We start from the raw sequence: 16,031 nt of genomic DNA, 5'->3' as shown, positions 1-16,031 counted from the left end.
GTCATATGTCATTTTATTGCAGAAGATATTAGCTTAAAGCAAACTGAGTTTGGTCAAATTTAAAAATGAAAAGAACAATTTTGTTTCCCACGATTTTAATGAATATGTTCTCCTCAGCCATTCATGCTGAGATTACAGTATTTAAAGCAAATTTCCCTCAGTTTTCAAATAGTGCAAAAGAACGAAAAGCAGAAAATCAAATTTACCCTCTCGGTGAAGCTTCTTTTGCAAATGATGTTCGAGTGCCTTTTTACGGGGTAACCGCACTCAACCCTGTGGAAGATGGTTTATTAAAAGACTTTAAATCATGTTCCGCAAAAAGCTGTCATTTCGATTTTAAATTAGATGCTAAACAAGCTGAACAACTCAAGTTATGGGCTATTCCTGAAATAGGAATTGTACTTGTACCTACAGATTGGCAAGACATACAATCAAGTGCAGGAGCGAATGGTACTGGATCTGCCTTAATCATGAGTCCAAATCAGAAACAAGCAATTCAGCTTTATGATTCATCATTTTGTGTAGGTTGCGGCATGCCAAATGCGACGCTTTATTTTCCACATCTTTTAAAACAAAGTGTGGAATATGAATACGGTGGTTATCAAGATCCGCTTAAATTACTGAAGATCGTACACCCTTCAAAACAAATCGCTTTCTTTAGTTATCAAATTCCTAAGCTGAATAACAGAACACATGGCGTAGCCAAATATCAAGATGAAGACACGTTTAACTTTAGAGAAATCAAAGTCACCGTTGATCAATCCCAACAGCATTTAGTTGGAACTATTCTAAATTTTTACAATGCGACTCATTAATCAAATCATGGACACAAAAAAACCTGCTAGTTGCAGGTTTTTTTAATCACACTTATTTTTTTAAAATTGACTCGAAAGCTTTTAAACGTTTATAAATTGAGAGTAATTCAATAATCGTTTTCCAAGAACTGATGAGATATTGAAATGATTCACGAACTTTATCAAAGATGTTACTAATTTGGTTGATCAAGCCTAAAGTCATTTTACCTGCGGCAATTGCAGGAAATAGCACCACCAGACTATATAAAACATCCAGTTGCTTATACCAGATAGCGACAAGGTTAAAATAAGCATAGTGAAAATAAAGTCTAAAATAATTTACACGTACTCGAGCAAATAACTCTTTTAATGTGAGTGGATCAGCACGATTCTCATGGTCTTCACCATAAACCAACTCTTTACGGTAGGCTGCCTCAACCTTTTGATTATTAAATTGTAGGCCTGGTAATTTCTGACCGACGATCATTAACACCACAGTTCCAAAGACCGCCCAGACAATTGCAGCCCATACCAGTGAATGTTCAATCTCACCCACGATTGGAAGCACTGGCACTTTCTCTGAGATTTTAAATAATAACGGCAGGAACGCGATCAGCACCATCACTGACTTAATCAGTTCAACCCCCAAGTCTTCCATAATGGTGGCAAAGCGCATGGTATCTTCCTGAATACGTTGCGAAGCCCCTTCAACATGACGAAGCCGATCCCAGTTTGCAGTGTAGTATTCATTCATGGCGGTACGCCAGCGGAACACATAATGGCTGGTAAAGAATGCATTGATTACGGCGAATGTGACGGCAACCATTGCAATATAAAGAAAAGTCAAAGTTCCATTATATAGGTCATTAATATTACCGCCGCCATCGCTTAGCATCTTTTGAATCATGTCCCAGAATGGTCCATACCAAGCATTGATTGCAACACTGACCTGCACCCCAAACCAGATATTAAACAGGATAAATGCTGACCCCCAGATTGACCACTTCTGCCATTTATTATCAGAAAGGAATCCCCAAAAACCTGCAAATAAGGCGGTTGAAAGGAGAAACCAGAGATAGAACCAAATAAATGCAGGCGACCAGAAACGGCTCACCCCAATTTGCAACTCTGCTTCAGCATAGCCCTTTGGGAACCCCAAATATTCACCCCATCCATGGCCACCTGTATACCAGAGCAGCATATTCAGGGCCATCCATACAACCACTGAAATAAAAAATGGACGTGGGTTGGGAAAAAATGATTTAAACATCGTGTTTAACAATCCTTGTTGTGCTGCAATTGACGCAAGTACGTCATGCTATAACCCCAAACTTAACTTTGTTTGATAGAAACTTTGGTAAGTTGTAGTTATTTACATGCTTTTCCAAAATTTTCATAGCATTTTGATGAGTATTTACAATTTGTTTAGGACATCGAAACGATTTTAATCCGGTTACGACTCTCTGTGGCCATATAAACCTTAAGGATGTACTGGAAAGGTCTTTAAGGCAAAATCTTGCTGATCAGGTTGTACAAGGTTTTTCTTACTTTGAATGGCAAGTTCAATTTCAGAAAGCTTTGACTGAGCCGCATCAATCCCTGCCTGCATAGTCATTTCACGCCCCTTAACATCAAAAATATGGGCCTTTTCACGCAGATCAGGTTGAATCACCACATCGGCATCTTTCAGTTCTTCTTCAGCCAGACGGCCCTGCATAATATTAATGTTCTGGTTAAACAGTCCCCAGACATTGCTGGTTTCAGTATGAATCGGCTGGGCCAGAATATCCACTGCAATCACCACATCCGCTCCCAGTTCACGTGCAACCTGAACAGGCACAGGACTGACCAGCCCACCATCTACATATTCAACATCATGAATTTTGGTGGGTACAAACATGCTGGGGATTGAGGCCGAGGCACGAACCGCCTGTCCAGTATTGCCATAGTTAAAGACTGTTCTGCTGCCATCCTTAAGTTCAGTTGCCACCACATACATTGGAATCTTGAGTTGTTGCAAGGGTGTGTTGCGCACCTGCTGGTTGATGTAATCCTCAACCTTTTTACCATTAAAGAACCCTTTCAAGCTGACATTGACATCACGAACGTCATTGGCTTTCAGCTTTAGGGCAATGTCACGCAACTCAGCGGCGGTTTTGCCGCTGGCATAGATTGAGCCAACGATACTCCCTGCACTAGTGCCTACAATAATGTCTGGACGAATCCCCTGTTGTTCCAGCACTTGTATCACCCCAATATGGGCATAGCCACGTGCACCACCACTCCCCAAAACCAAAGCGATTACGGGACGTTTTTGCTGTTGTTTGATATAGCTAAAAGGCTGGCTCAGCACCCGTGCCTGGGCATCTTCAATTGCTGGACGTAAATGTGAGGTTGTTTGGCAACCTGTTAAAATGATTACTGATAGTCCGAGTATGCATGATTTAAGCCGTTTCATATGCAGTTGTTGCCATATTTACTGTGTTTCCAGCTTAAATTTTAGCTCTTCCCAGCCTGAAATGCTGTATCAGTTTTTTTGCTGCTGTGACTGCCAATCCATAAAAAAGCCCCTCGAAAGGAGCTTTTATCAAGATCACCAGATATCTGAACCAACTTTTTTCTTTAGTTCAGGATATTGATCAATCTTGAACTCTGGTTCCTTAATACCTTTCTTTAACTGAGATGTGTAGTCTTTCATTGACATCCTCCCCGACCTAAAGGACGGGGATTCCTACTGCTAGATGGCAATGTCCTGCCACGAAACAGATACTATAGTTCTCTGCTTCTTATTCCAATGTAGTCCTACCTTTCGGATTGCAAAGAGTGCACGGATTACAATGGGGAAAACTGTTTTTTTTCGTGTTGTATCAGTCTGCTGACTAAAAATATACAACGTAATTATCATAGCACATGGATTACTAGATTCAAATGTTTTTAGCAATCCTAGCCAATCCCCACAAGGGGGACTAGCGGATTGCAGCCTTATATCCTCGGGCTAAACCCCGAGGTTTTACGGCTATTCGGATAAAATCAATGCTATCGGAGTCAGCAATAGAATTGCGATCAGGTTAATAGTTGCCATCAATCCCATCGATAAGTCTGCCATAGACCAAACCAATGGAACGCTAGTGATTGCACCGAAGTACACCATAACCAATACTAAAATACGGAAAACAAGCATGATTTTAGGATTGTTATTGATAAACTGCACATTACTTTCAGCGTAGGCATAGTTACCAATAATCGACGTAAAGGCAAACAGGAACAGAATAATCGCCAGCAAACCACCGCCCCAGCTACCAATTTGGCTCTCCAAAGCTTTCTGGGTCAATGTCACGCCTTCAAAGCCAGCTTCGTGATAGAGACCAGACACCATAATGATGATCGCGGTACATGAACACACCACGAAAGTATCGACAAATACACCTAGCATCTGGACCAGACCCTGATTCACAGGGTGTTTCACATCAGAGGCCGCAGCGGCATTTGGCGCTGACCCCATACCTGCTTCGTTGGAAAACAAGCCACGTTTGATCCCCATCATCATTGCCATAGAAATCATCGCACCGAAGAAACCACCTGCGGCAGCCTCAAACTGAAATGCCTTGCTAAAGATCAATTTAAAGATCTCAGGCAACATCGGCAAGTTGGCTATCGCAATGTACAAAGCGACCATGATATAAAGCAATGCCATGAAAGGAACGATACTTTCAGCAACTTTAGCGATACGCTTGATCCCGCCAAAGATAATCAATGCCGTCATAATGACCAATGCAATCCCAACCCATGACACTTCGAGATCAAGACCACCAAGCCCCAATACAAAATTGGCTTTATCCCATCCCCAGGCATGTGAGGTCGCACCAATAATCGCATTTGCCTGAACGGCATTGAATACAAAGCCATAAGCCAGAATAAGTGACAGTGCAAAAACGATACCTAACCATTTTTGTTTTAAGCCTTTGGTAATGTAGTACGCAGGTCCACCACGGAACTGCTTGTTTTGATGATCTTTTACTTTAAATAACTGGGCGAGCGATGACTCGACAAATGCAGAACTCATACCAAGAAAGGCAGTGACCCACATCCAGAACACGGCACCAGGACCACCAATTGCGATTGCAATCGCAACACCAGCAACATTACCAACGCCCACACGGCTTGCAAGCCCAGTGACAAAAGCCTGAAATGGTGTAATGCCATGTTCATCCTGCGTTTCTTTACGACTGCCTTTCATCACACGGATACTATGCAGGAACAAGCGAAGCTGTACCGCACCTGTAACAAATGTGTAAAATACCCCAACCGCAACCAGTAATACGACCAGGAAATTCCAAAGCGGATCATTCAAGAACTGTACCCACGACATCAGCGTGGCATTTAATTGTTCATTCATCACTTATTCACTTAAAAATTTTATGTGCGTCAATCACATATTCAAAAAAATGGATGAATCAAAAAAGCCCCGTATGGGCTTTTGATCTAACTTAGATAAAGAATTTCAAAATGAGTTGAATGACAGTTGCATTAATCAAGTCAACAAAGAACGCGCCACAAAGCGGCACTATCAGGAATGCTTTATGCGATGGGCCATACATATTGGTAATTGCCTGCATGTTTGCAACCGCAGTGGGCGTTGCCCCCATACCAAAACCACAGTGACCCGCTGCCAACACGGCTGCATCGTAGTTTTTACCCATGACACGGAACGTCACAAACGCAGCATAAAGCGCCATTGTCAATGTTTGCGCGCCAAGAATCACAACAAGTGGACCAGCCAAATCAGCCAGTTGCCATAATTTCAATGAAAGCAAAGCCATTGCCAAATACAATGAAAGCGACGCATTACCAAACACATCAATTGCACGATCAAAAATATCAATTTTCAATACGCTTTCAAGAATATTTCGGAGAATAACACCACCACCAAGCGCCCAAACAAAGGTTGGTAACTCGAACCATGTCCCTTTGCTATAACCCGTCATAAACTCAGAAAATGCAAGACAGGCAGCGAACATACCCAATGTTGTGATTGCATTATCTGCTGTAATTAAACGAACTTGATGCGGATTTTCGAATGGTGCAAGTTCATCAGGGTGCTGGTCGAGATGAGTATCACGATCCTTGATCTCGGAAGAGGTTTTGGCATGGGCAAGGCTGTAACGGTTAATCAGCAGCTTGGCCAATGGACCGCCGATAATCCCACCAATAATCAGGCCGAAAGTTGCACTTGCCATACCCAATGCCAAAGCGCCCTGAATACCATGCTGAGTTTCAAGGATTTCACCCCATGCACCTGCGGTTCCGTGACCACCTGTCAAGGTAATTGAACCAGCAATCAGGCCAACCAATGGATCAGTACCCAACAAGGTTGCCAGACTCATCCCAACCGCATTCTGCACCACAATGAATGAGGCGACACAGATCAAGAATAAAACTAAGCCGATCCCGCCCTCTTTTAGCTTCATGAAATTGGCACTAAGACCAATTGAAGCGAAGAAAACTAGCATGAAACTCGTTTGTAATTGACTGCTGAAAACAATACTGTAGCCCCACATCGAGTGCACGAGTAATGAAACTAGCGCTGCAACCAAACCGCCAGCAACAGGCTCAGGGATGTTGTAACGCCTTAAGAAGTCAATTTTGTTGACCAGTAAACGTCCCAATAACAGAACGATCACTGCCGAAATTAGCGTGTAGAAACCATTAAAAGTAAATTCCATATTTTATTCCATTTATTCTATTTGTTATGTAGATGAACAAGCGCTGTAACGATGGGGCGAAAGTGCTGTATCTGTTGTTGCCTACGGGCAGCATAGGCATTGTTCATCATGGAAGTTGCAACGGTGATTGCCAAGTCCTGAATAAATGGCTTACGGATGAGAGGTAAACTCATGAGAAGCTCCTGTATCTGGTGTATATTTCAACATTTTCCACAGGCACAAAATTGGATAAATTCGATATGCCTGAGCTAGAAAATCCCCCTCACCGTGTCAGCAAGGAAAGCCTAATCAATTTTAAAAAAGGGCGTATTATGCATAAATTTAGAATATTGTGTGTATTTTTTTATTCTAGGGGCAATCACAGCCCCAATATATATCAATAAATATTAAATCTATTTCATTGTGTTACAAATACATTTAATTTTCACATAAAGAAACAAAATACAAATGAAATACAATACTGGTAGGTCTCATCTACATATCGCTTACTTTTCACTCAAAACTCCAATCTACGACTTAAAAAGTATCTGCAAAAGCTATTTATTACTTTATAGTCTCATTCCATGAGAAAGATCATAAATGATGAGGAATTTTTATGAACACGGAACAAGTCCGCTACGTCGATGATGCCATTACATCGCGCCATTCAGTACGTGCGTTTCTGGATACCCCTGTTGAAACCCAAACCATTAAGGATATTTTGGCGGTTGCCAGCCGAGCACCGTCTGGCACGAATACACAGCCGTGGAAAGTGTATGTGCTGACAGGTAAAAAACGAGCTGAAATGATTAACCGTGTTTGTAATGCACAAATTGAAATGTTTCAAAAGCCAGAACTCGCTGGACAGTATCAGGAAACCTTTGCCTATTATCCTGAAACCTGGATTTCACCTTTTATTGACCGCCGTCGTGAAAATGGCTGGGGACTCTACGGTTTACTAGGAATTCAAAAAGGTGAAAAGGAAAAAATGGCGGCACAGCAATTGCGTAACTACCAGTTGTTTGATGCACCTGTTGCCCTGTATTTCACCGTGAACAAAGCAATGGGGATTGGTTCAAAAATGGATATTTCCATGATGATCCAGAATGTTATGGTTGCAGCTAAAGCACGCGGTTTGGATACCTGCCCGCAAGCCGCATGGAACCATTTCCATCCAATCGTACTGGATGTGCTTGGCGCACCTGACGATGAAGAACTGGTGTGCGCTGTTGCCTTGGGCTATGCAGACCCTGATCACATCGTAAATACATTTATTACGCCTCGTGAGCCTGTGGAAAACTTTACTGTATTTTTAGATGAATAATTCATTTATTGGACAGTATCTCTAGCTGAAGATACTGTCTTGCTGTTTCCCCACCTTAAAAATTGCAAATAGTCCCGCACTGGTAAACATCAACATCATCAATCCCATATTGAGTGATGCTTTCCAAATCAGGAAGTTTAAGATTACCCCGCCCAACAAGCCACAGGCGAATTGCACACTCCCCATAATGGCACTGGCTGTTCCTGCCCTTGCACCCTGTTTCGACATGGCCAAAGCCATTGCATTGGGTCCAGTTAGGCCAATCCCAGAAACAACTAGAAATAAGCCTGACATTAACAGCCAAAGTGGCGCGTGGTTCATCAAGCCAGCACTGACCACAATGCTCACAAAAACACAGGCCAAACTGGCAACCACATACAAGGCCAAGCCAAAATATAAGGGGGTTTTGCGTCCAATACGGTCACTTACAGGCCCATAAATCAGTTGTCCAATCGCAAGTCCTAGAAAATATGCGGGTAAGGTATTGGCAATCATCTGCATACTTACCCCAAACTCATCCGCCATTTGTGGCAGCGCGGGTAAATACATATCAATCGATAATGGACCTAAAGCTGTCAATAAAGCCAGCAATAATATCCATGCTGTTGAATATTGACGCTGACGAGCTTGCTCTGCCTGCATAATACTGTACTTTTCATGTTAATCACGTTTGCAAGCTTAGCATCCTCACTGTATTTGTGCATAATATGAGTGATAAAATCGATAGCATATTAGCCGATAACGCAAGGCATGGCTGAAATGTCAACAGACCCTATAAAAAAGGATCAACCTTGAATCCCTGGTTCGGACGTTTAAAACAGGCAACCTACAACACCACGTTTATGTATAACGTGCGTATGCTCATTGCCTTTACAGGCACGGCTTTTGTTCCCTATCTGCTCAATTTCCAACTTGCCACCATTCCACTGACATTGGGTGTGGTTGCCGCAGGTATCAGTGACATTGATGACCGTTTTTCCGTGCGCATCATGAACCTGATTTATACCTATATCGGTTTCTTTATCACTGCGGCATCGGTTCAGTTACTGTTTCCCTATCCTGCCGCCTTTGCAATCGGACTGATTGTTTCCTGTATCGGCTGGATTTTACTGGGTTCACTCGGTCGGCGTTATGCCACCATTGCCTATGGCTGTCTGGTGGTTTCGGTCTACTCAATGCTAGGTGTACACCTGTTTGAACAATGGTATCTACAACCAGCCTTATTGGTAGCTGGTGCAGCCTGGTACGGACTGCTTTCCACCATTAGCTTTTTGCTGTTTCCTGTGCGCAAATTACAGGACCAGCTCTCTGCCTCTTATCATGCGCTGGGGAGCTTTTTATTTGCCAAATCCAATCTGTTCGATGTCGATATGACGCCATCAAGCTATCAGCAAAGCATGATTGATCTAGCGTTGGAAAATGGCAAGCTGATCTCCATCTTCAATGACATGCGTATGGCGCTGCTGACCCGCCTCAAGGGTGATCGGGGCCAGAAAGATACACGGCGTAGCTTGCAGTATTATTTTGTTGCGCAGGATATTCATGAGCGAGCGGATTCGGCCCATATCGACTATCAGAAACTGGCCAAGATTTTTCAGCACAGTGATATTTTATTCCGCTTCCAGCGTATCCTGACCATTCAGGGCAAAGCCTGTCAGGACTTGGCGAACTGTATTTTAACCCGTACCCGCTATCTACATAACAAACGCCTTAAGCACAGCTTTGAAAACTTAAGGCTGTCGCTGGAAAAGTTGCATGCAGACCAAGTCTATGATCAGGTGCGGATTAATGCCCTTTTTGCGCTTTATCAAAACTTAAAGTCGATTGATGCCCAGCTCCAGAATCTGGAGACTGAACGTAACATTCAACTGATCAATGCCCAGCAGGCGGAAAACCAGCTCAAGGATGATGACCTGAAAGGCTGGAATGACATGATGGTACGGGTCAAGCAGCATCTCACTCCCGAATCGGTGTTATTCCGCCATGCGGTGCGTCTGTCGATTGTGCTGTTTATCGGTTACATCTTCATTCAGTTAACCCATATTGCCTATGGCTACTGGATTCTACTGACTGCCCTGTTTGTCTGTCAGCCAAACTTTAACGCGACCAAACGCCGCCTGTATTTACGAATTGTCGGCACCCTGATTGGAATTATTGTCGGTCTGGCGATTATTTACTTTATTCCGTCACTTCAGGGACAACTGGTCATGCTGGTGCTCAGTGGCGTTTTATTTTTCGAGTTGCGTAGTAAACAGTATGCCCAGGCAACCGCCTTTATCACCATTCTGGCCTTGATCAACTTTAATCTGGATGGTTCCGCATTTGCCGCAGGTTTGCCACGCCTGATCGACACCATCATTGGCTGTGCACTGGCATGGTTTGGAGTCAGCTTTATCTGGCCCGACTGGAAGTTCCGCCGCCTGCCACGCACCATTCAACGTTCACTGCAAGCCCAATGTAAATATCTGGCGGAAGTAGTGACGCAATATCATGAAGGGCGTAATAATGCCCTGAACTATCGAGTGGTCCGACGGGCGGCACATAATAATGATGCGGAAGTTGCATCACTCATTTCCACCCTTGCAACCGAACCCAATATTGATCCCACCAAGAAAGCACAGGCATTTGAGTTTCTCTGTTTAAGCCATACTTTTCTCAGTTATATCGCGGCCTTGGGTGCGCACCGTGAACGTATTGATGAGCCTGCGATATTAAGCCTGTTGGATCAGGCACTGGATGATATTCAGGGTGCACTGTTACGAGATGAAGTACCTGACCTGTCTTCACAAAATATGCTACAAAGCATACGCGAACGCCTGAGCCGCAATGATGAAAACGACCAGAAATCGCTGATTATTTTGCAGCAGCTCTCCCTGATCCTGAGTATTTTGACCCGTTTAAGTATGTTGAAACAGAGTTTAAGCTATGAACCCCATGAAGATGGCACCGAGTTTGCCTCACTTTAGGGGCTATTGGTATTTTAATCGTCCCTATGATTCGCTATTGGCCTAATATCTTTGCATGCCAATCAATGATAAACTTAACCCAGTTCTAAACTCATTTTTTAAACTATGACCGCCAAAACGCTATACGCTTATACGCTACAACCCGTTCCCTACGAAGTTTCTGAACAAGAACAACGTCAAGCCCAACTTATGATTTGGCGTGGTACCAATAAGTTCAGCCGCAAGGCCTGGCTGATTATGATTGCACTTGTGGTGCTTTCACTGGTTACAGCAGGCCTGATCAAGTATTACTCCACCTACTCAACCGCGATTTGCTGGGTGGTGATCATTGGTGTGGTACTGTTCTACCTCATCAAGAAGTTTGGTCTGGAATGGTATGTGAAACGTAAAATGAACGAATTTCCTGTACAGGAAATCAAGGGGATTCGTTTAGGTGTACAGCCCCACGGGATTGTGATGCGCCAGAAAATGGGACTTCAGGAAGGTACAGCGACCATCGGCTGGAAAGACATTTACGAATGGTACAATACCCCTGATTTTATTTTGGTTAATTTCAAGGTAAAGACACCAAAAGGCGAAGTTCAGCAAGGTGCCTATATCCTGCCAAAACGCATGGATTCAAAGAATTTCTCATTTAATACAGTACGCAAGCACTTAAAAGAGACAGTTGGTGAGGCTAAACCGTTGTAATCGGATGCGGTCATCAGCAATATAAAACAACCCAGCCCAAGCTGGGTTTTTTCTTAAAATAGCACTTCCCTCGTTTAGGTTTAAGCCAGATTTAAATCACTTAATTTGAAAATAAGAATCAAAATCAATATTACCTACAAAATCCTTATTCTATTCTTATTATTGGGTTATATTTACAGAAACTTCATCATCTTTCTATTTTTCCCCATGTTTAAAAAAGTATTCTTCCAAATCCACTGGTTTTTAGGGATTACGGCTGGTTTAATCCTCTCCATCATGGGAGTGACAGGAGCCATTTACTCCTACGATCAACAAATCTTAAAAATGATTAATCAGCAAAGTTATGTGGTACAAGCCGCAACAACTCCCAAGCTGACACCAGCGCAACTTTATCAGCATTTCAACCAGCAACAACCTGGAATTGAGATCAACAGCATCACCCTCTCTGCTGACCCTACCGCATCCTCTACAGTCAATATCAAGAAAGATGGCGAACGGCGTGGCTATAACATGATGGTCAATCCCTATACCGCCGAGGTATTGCCTGAGATCAAGGGACAGGAATTTTTTCAGTTTATTCAGCGTTTGCACCGTTATCTGACGATAGGTGATTTTGGCAAACAGTTGACTGGCGCTTCTGCAATGATGCTGATTTTCTTTGTATTGAGTGGACTTTATCTGCGTTTTCCGAAGAAACACTCCTTTAAACAATGGTTTTTTATCAAGCCCAAGCTGAAAGGCCGTAATTTTATCTGGAATTTACATGCCGTTGTGGGCACTTGGGCGGTGGTGTTCTACCTGTTGTTTGCATGTACAGGCTTATACTGGTCGTATGACTGGTGGCGTGCAGGCATGTTCAAGGTGATGGGAGTCGAACAGCCACAACGCAAAGAGCATGACAATGAGGGTGGCCAAGCCAAGCAATCTGAATTATCCCAGCAACAGATCAATACAATTCTTGAGCAGACATGGACAAACGTCAATGCACAGATTGGCGGCAAATACTCTGCCCTCACCCTAAATATTCCCAAGCATGATGACGCAAAGCTAGAGCTATCATTCGTTGACCATATTCCACAGCATGAACGTGCACGCAATCAGGCTGTCTATAACTATCAGCAGCAAAAAATTGAAAATTTAGAATTATATGAAGATAAAAAGCTTAATGAGAAAATCATGAGCAGCATGCTACCTGTGCATCGGGGTAGTTTTTTTGGTTCGACCTACCAGTTCATTGCCTTGCTGGCCTCTCTCAGCATGCCTTTATTCTTTGTGACAGGCTGGATGCTGTACCTCAAACGCCGTCAACAGAAGAAACTGACTTTGGCAGCGCGTCAATCCCAAACATCACAACAGGTCGATCCAAATGCAAAACCATGGTTGATTACTTATGCGTCTCAAACAGGTGTTGCTGAACAGTTGGCTTGGCGCACCGCCACCAGCCTACAGGAGGCACAGCAGCCGACTGTAGTGAAACCCATTCAGCAACTTACCGAGCAGGACTTACAGCAGGCGCAGCAGGTTCTATTCGTGGTCAGCACCTATGGCACAGGTGAAGCACCCGACCTGGCAACAGGGTTCTGTAAAAAGCTCATGCAACAGACGCCTGACCTCGGTCACATGCAATATGCGGTATTGGCGCTCGGTTCCAGAGAATATCCAGACAGTTACTGTAGTTTTGGTTATGCGGTTGATAAGTGGTTAAAACAATGCAATGCGGAGGCATTTTTCGAGTTAATCGAAGTGGACAATGCAAATGCCAATGACATTCAACGCTGGAATCAGGCCTTGTCTGCGGTGACTCAGCATGAACTGCATGCCATGAATATTGAAAAGGTCTTCGATCAATGGACACTCAGTAAACGACATGTACTTAATCCAAATAGTTTGGGACAGGCAGCCTATAATATTGAACTGACAGCACCTTATGACATTAGCTGGCATGCGGGAGATATTGCAGAGATTCAACCAGCCAATAGTATGGCTGAGATTGAAGCCTTTCTGGCCAAGCATCAAATTCCTGCCAACATTCAGGTTGCTTCACTCAAACAACCGATTGAACAATGGCTGTGGAATAAAAACCTACGCACTGAGATTCAGCCATTTACCAAGCTTGAGGAACTGCTGCAACAACTTTCCACTCTGCCAACACGGGAATACTCTATTGCCAGCATCCCGTCACAGCAAGTTCTACGATTGGTGGTGCGTCAACAACGTGATGAAAATGGCCAATTAGGACTAGGTTCAGGCTGGCTCACCGAGTTTGCATCCTTAAAGCAAACCATTGCCTTACGCATTCGTAGCAATGAATCTTTCCATTTGATTGATGACAACCGCCCTATTATCTGTATCGGCAATGGTACAGGCATTGCAGGACTAATGGGCCTGTTACAGCAGCGTAACCGTCAGAATTACACCACCAACTGGCTGATCTTTGGTGAACGCCAACGCGAACATGATTTCTTCTATCAGGAAACGATTGAAGCATGGAAAAATATGGGCACGCTCAAACGCCTTGATCTGGCTTTTTCCAGAGATCAGGCGCAGCGCATCTATGTACAGGATGTCTTGCGTGAACAGGCTGATGAGTTAATTAGCTGGCTAGACCAGGGTGCGGTCATTTATGTCTGTGGTAGTATTGATGGCATGGCTTCAGGTGTAGATCAGGCACTTAGCGATATCCTAGGTGAAGAAAAAGTGGATGCACTTCGTCAGGCAGGACGTTATCGTCGGGATGTCTATTAACTCGTAGTTCACTGTCCTCCAAGAACAACGGGTGTTTTCACACCCGTTTTTTATACAACAGCATCAAAATTTGCCTTTCGCCTAAATTTGCATACACTTAGCACGATTCAAATCGACCACAATTCAAATTATGCAACTCAGTTCATGGCTTCGTCTCTTATTTGCCCTTGTCGGTTCAGTCCTGTTTATTGATGGTGCGGTGCTGATCGCATTTAAAAAGATTCATATAGGGACAGTGCTTCCACTGCTGCTTGGCCTTTTTTTCTGTGTATATGCATTCTTTTATTATCATATTGAACGTTTCTTTTTCTATCATTTCCGCCTACATTCCATTTGGCGCTTTGGCTGGTTATGCTTCTGGATCTGGTTGATTAGCTTAGGCTATTTTTTTAATTATCTGGCAGAGAACAATTCAGAAACCCAGACCACACCCCCAGTACGGGCAATTATTGTGTTGGGTAGTGGTGTTGAAAATGGGCAGCCATCCGCCACCCTTGCCAAGCGACTTGATCGAGCTGCACCAGTGGCCCTGGCCCAACCTGATGCCAAACTGGTTTTGACAGGAGGTATTGATTTTGGTGAAACCCAAAGTGAGGCTGAGGTGATGTCCAGCTATCTACAGCAGAAGCACCATATTCCCGCCTCGCAAATACTTTTGGAGGATAAGAGCACCAGCACTGAGCTGAATCTTAAAAATAGTCAGCCTTTGTTGCAGGCACAACACATTAATATCCAGCAACCAATTGTAATCGTGACCAGTGATTTCCATACACTGCGGGCGGCCGCAATTGCGCGAAAACAGGGATATCGCCATATTAGCATGCTGGGTGCCACCACACCTTTAGCCACACGTTATAATGCATGGCTAAGGGAGTATTTTGCCTACGCAAGTGGCTGGTTACTGGATGAGTATTGACAGGGTTATCCCTATCAATTTTATCTTATTGCTTATTGATGCAAACGAATGTCCCGTGGCAACGGCAACTGCAACTCAGCAAAAACCTCTGGGCGCTGCAAATAGATCTGATACAGAAAATTCTTAATATCCAATAATAATGAATCAGGGCTAACCAGTAGGTTATTCCCCTCAGGCGTCAGGTCCAGAGAAAGTATGGTGTTATTTTCCTTTAAAAAAGGAATCATCTTTTCAATGAATGCCATCAAGGGCAATTCCTGAACCTCGTAATTGGCCCAATTGTCCTTGATCAGTAACTTTGCCATTCCCTTGTTCTGCCAAATAGACATGGCATGCTGCCCTGTTGGCGTTGCACATAGTGCCCAACCCTCATGATACAGGGCAACCACACGACGCTGGACAATAATATTTTCAATAAACTGGCGATAAAGCTGTTTAGGCGGTGAATTGGATATCGTAGTTTGAGATTTCGACGCAGCCTTGCGTTGATATGGATTTTTCATAATAAATGACTTCAATATTAGAATGATTATCGTGGCACATGATAAATCAAGCCTGAAGTGATTACAATGAATTGATTTTTAAGATGATGGGATATGGTGGGCGCTGACGGGATCGAACCGCCGACATTCTGCTTGTAAGGCAGACGCTCTACCAACTGAGCTAAGCGCCCTGAACGAAGATAAACAAAGCAAAGCTTTGTCCGAGTGCAAGAGAAAAATCTTTGATTTTTCTAATTAACTCTGGTTTCAGAGAAGCAAGTATAAACATACTTGTTAAAACAAACATTTTCTTAAACAGGGAGTCAAGAAAATGGCGCAGCGGACGGGGCTCGAACCCGCGACCCTCGGCGTGACAGGCCGATATTCTAACCAACTGAACTACCGCTGCACT

The 16,031-nt window shown here is 43.6% G+C and carries 13 protein-coding genes and 2 tRNA genes; 6 read left to right on the top strand and 9 right to left on the bottom strand.

What is annotated here, in order from left to right; translation table 11 throughout:
- Positions 1–65 precede the first annotated feature (65 nt).
- The gene (locus F967_RS03935) at positions 66–815 is read left to right on the top strand and encodes a DUF4850 domain-containing protein (RefSeq protein ID WP_212749255.1); all 750 of its coding nucleotides are present in this window, start codon (positions 66–68) and stop codon (positions 813–815) included.
- A 52-nt stretch (positions 816–867) separates the two neighbouring features.
- Here the strand turns inward: F967_RS03935 and sbmA are convergent, their stop codons facing one another.
- From sbmA to F967_RS14290, 5 genes are all read right to left on the bottom strand, one after another.
- Positions 868–2,064 (bottom strand): peptide antibiotic transporter SbmA, encoded by a 1,197-nt coding sequence (gene sbmA / locus F967_RS03930; RefSeq protein ID WP_004798333.1) that lies wholly within the window; start codon positions 2,062–2,064, stop codon positions 868–870.
- A gap of 210 nt (positions 2,065–2,274) precedes the next feature.
- A complete protein-coding gene (locus F967_RS03925) occupies positions 2,275–3,252 on the bottom strand; it encodes a patatin-like phospholipase family protein (protein ID WP_004798332.1) in 978 nt (325 codons plus the stop codon).
- A 558-nt stretch (positions 3,253–3,810) separates the two neighbouring features.
- Complete coding sequence (locus tag F967_RS03920; protein ID WP_004798330.1) at positions 3,811–5,190, bottom strand: alanine/glycine:cation symporter family protein; 1,380 nt, start codon at positions 5,188–5,190, stop codon at positions 3,811–3,813.
- Positions 5,191–5,281: 91 nt separating this feature from the next.
- A complete protein-coding gene (gene gltS, locus F967_RS03915) occupies positions 5,282–6,517 on the bottom strand; it encodes a sodium/glutamate symporter (RefSeq protein WP_004798329.1) in 1,236 nt (411 codons plus the stop codon).
- Between the two features lie 17 nt (positions 6,518–6,534).
- Complete coding sequence (locus F967_RS14290; protein WP_004678231.1) at positions 6,535–6,690, bottom strand: hypothetical protein; 156 nt, start codon at positions 6,688–6,690, stop codon at positions 6,535–6,537.
- A 422-nt stretch (positions 6,691–7,112) separates the two neighbouring features.
- On the opposite strand from F967_RS14290, the gene F967_RS03910 reads away from it, so the two are divergent.
- On the top strand, positions 7,113–7,820 hold the full coding sequence (locus tag F967_RS03910) for a nitroreductase (protein ID WP_004798328.1): 708 nt from the start codon (positions 7,113–7,115) through the stop codon (positions 7,818–7,820).
- Positions 7,821–7,841: 21 nt separating this feature from the next.
- Here the strand turns inward: F967_RS03910 and F967_RS03905 are convergent, their stop codons facing one another.
- Complete coding sequence (locus F967_RS03905; RefSeq protein ID WP_004798327.1) at positions 7,842–8,462, bottom strand: MFS transporter; 621 nt, start codon at positions 8,460–8,462, stop codon at positions 7,842–7,844.
- A gap of 149 nt (positions 8,463–8,611) precedes the next feature.
- On the opposite strand from F967_RS03905, the gene yccS reads away from it, so the two are divergent.
- The 4 genes from yccS (at position 8,612) to F967_RS03885 (ending at position 15,137) form a co-directional block, all read left to right on the top strand.
- Positions 8,612–10,786, top strand: coding sequence for a YccS family putative transporter (gene yccS / locus F967_RS03900; RefSeq protein ID WP_004678239.1), 2,175 nt, complete (start codon positions 8,612–8,614; stop codon positions 10,784–10,786).
- Between the two features lie 105 nt (positions 10,787–10,891).
- A complete protein-coding gene (locus tag F967_RS03895) occupies positions 10,892–11,476 on the top strand; it encodes a YcxB family protein (RefSeq protein WP_004681639.1) in 585 nt (194 codons plus the stop codon).
- A 207-nt stretch (positions 11,477–11,683) separates the two neighbouring features.
- A complete protein-coding gene (locus tag F967_RS03890; protein WP_004798326.1) occupies positions 11,684–14,221 on the top strand; it encodes a PepSY domain-containing protein in 2,538 nt (845 codons plus the stop codon).
- A gap of 130 nt (positions 14,222–14,351) precedes the next feature.
- A complete protein-coding gene (locus F967_RS03885) occupies positions 14,352–15,137 on the top strand; it encodes a YdcF family protein (RefSeq protein WP_004798325.1) in 786 nt (261 codons plus the stop codon).
- A 32-nt stretch (positions 15,138–15,169) separates the two neighbouring features.
- Here the strand turns inward: F967_RS03885 and F967_RS03880 are convergent, their stop codons facing one another.
- The 3 genes from F967_RS03880 to F967_RS03870 all read right to left on the bottom strand — a co-directional run bounded on the left by F967_RS03880 (position 15,170) and on the right by F967_RS03870 (position 16,028).
- Positions 15,170–15,640 (bottom strand): DUF2750 domain-containing protein, encoded by a 471-nt coding sequence (locus tag F967_RS03880; protein ID WP_004756030.1) that lies wholly within the window; start codon positions 15,638–15,640, stop codon positions 15,170–15,172.
- A 94-nt stretch (positions 15,641–15,734) separates the two neighbouring features.
- Positions 15,735–15,810 (bottom strand) — tRNA-Val (locus tag F967_RS03875).
- A 141-nt stretch (positions 15,811–15,951) separates the two neighbouring features.
- Positions 15,952–16,028: transfer RNA gene (locus F967_RS03870), tRNA-Asp, on the bottom strand.
- Positions 16,029–16,031: the final 3 nt, after the last annotated feature.

The sequence above is a fragment of the Acinetobacter sp. CIP 102637 genome (genome assembly GCF_000368425.1).
Classification (GTDB): Bacteria; Pseudomonadota; Gammaproteobacteria; order Pseudomonadales; family Moraxellaceae; genus Acinetobacter; species Acinetobacter parvus.
The sequence above is the reverse complement of the archived record's forward strand: the minus strand, read 5'-3'. Positions and strand labels throughout refer to the sequence as shown.

Bases quoted from the DNA above. Each gene is read 5' to 3' on its own strand.
- F967_RS03920 (WP_004798330.1), bottom strand. From the start codon at position 5,190: ATGAATGAACAATTAAATGCCACGCTGATGTCGTGGGTACAGTTCTTG.
- gltS (WP_004798329.1), bottom strand. From the start codon at position 6,517: ATGGAATTTACTTTTAATGGTTTCTACACGCTAATTTCGGCAGTGATC.
- F967_RS14290 (WP_004678231.1), bottom strand. From the start codon at position 6,690: ATGAGTTTACCTCTCATCCGTAAGCCATTTATTCAGGACTTGGCAATC.
- F967_RS03885 (WP_004798325.1), top strand. From the start codon at position 14,352: ATGCAACTCAGTTCATGGCTTCGTCTCTTATTTGCCCTTGTCGGTTCA.
- sbmA (WP_004798333.1), bottom strand. From the start codon at position 2,064: ATGTTTAAATCATTTTTTCCCAACCCACGTCCATTTTTTATTTCAGTG.
- F967_RS03880 (WP_004756030.1), bottom strand. From the start codon at position 15,640: ATGAAAAATCCATATCAACGCAAGGCTGCGTCGAAATCTCAAACTACG.
- F967_RS03905 (WP_004798327.1), bottom strand. From the start codon at position 8,462: ATGCAGGCAGAGCAAGCTCGTCAGCGTCAATATTCAACAGCATGGATA.
- F967_RS03890 (WP_004798326.1), top strand. From the start codon at position 11,684: ATGTTTAAAAAAGTATTCTTCCAAATCCACTGGTTTTTAGGGATTACG.
- F967_RS03910 (WP_004798328.1), top strand. From the start codon at position 7,113: ATGAACACGGAACAAGTCCGCTACGTCGATGATGCCATTACATCGCGC.
- F967_RS03895 (WP_004681639.1), top strand. From the start codon at position 10,892: ATGACCGCCAAAACGCTATACGCTTATACGCTACAACCCGTTCCCTAC.
- F967_RS03935 (WP_212749255.1), top strand. From the start codon at position 66: ATGAAAAGAACAATTTTGTTTCCCACGATTTTAATGAATATGTTCTCC.
- F967_RS03925 (WP_004798332.1), bottom strand. From the start codon at position 3,252: ATGAAACGGCTTAAATCATGCATACTCGGACTATCAGTAATCATTTTA.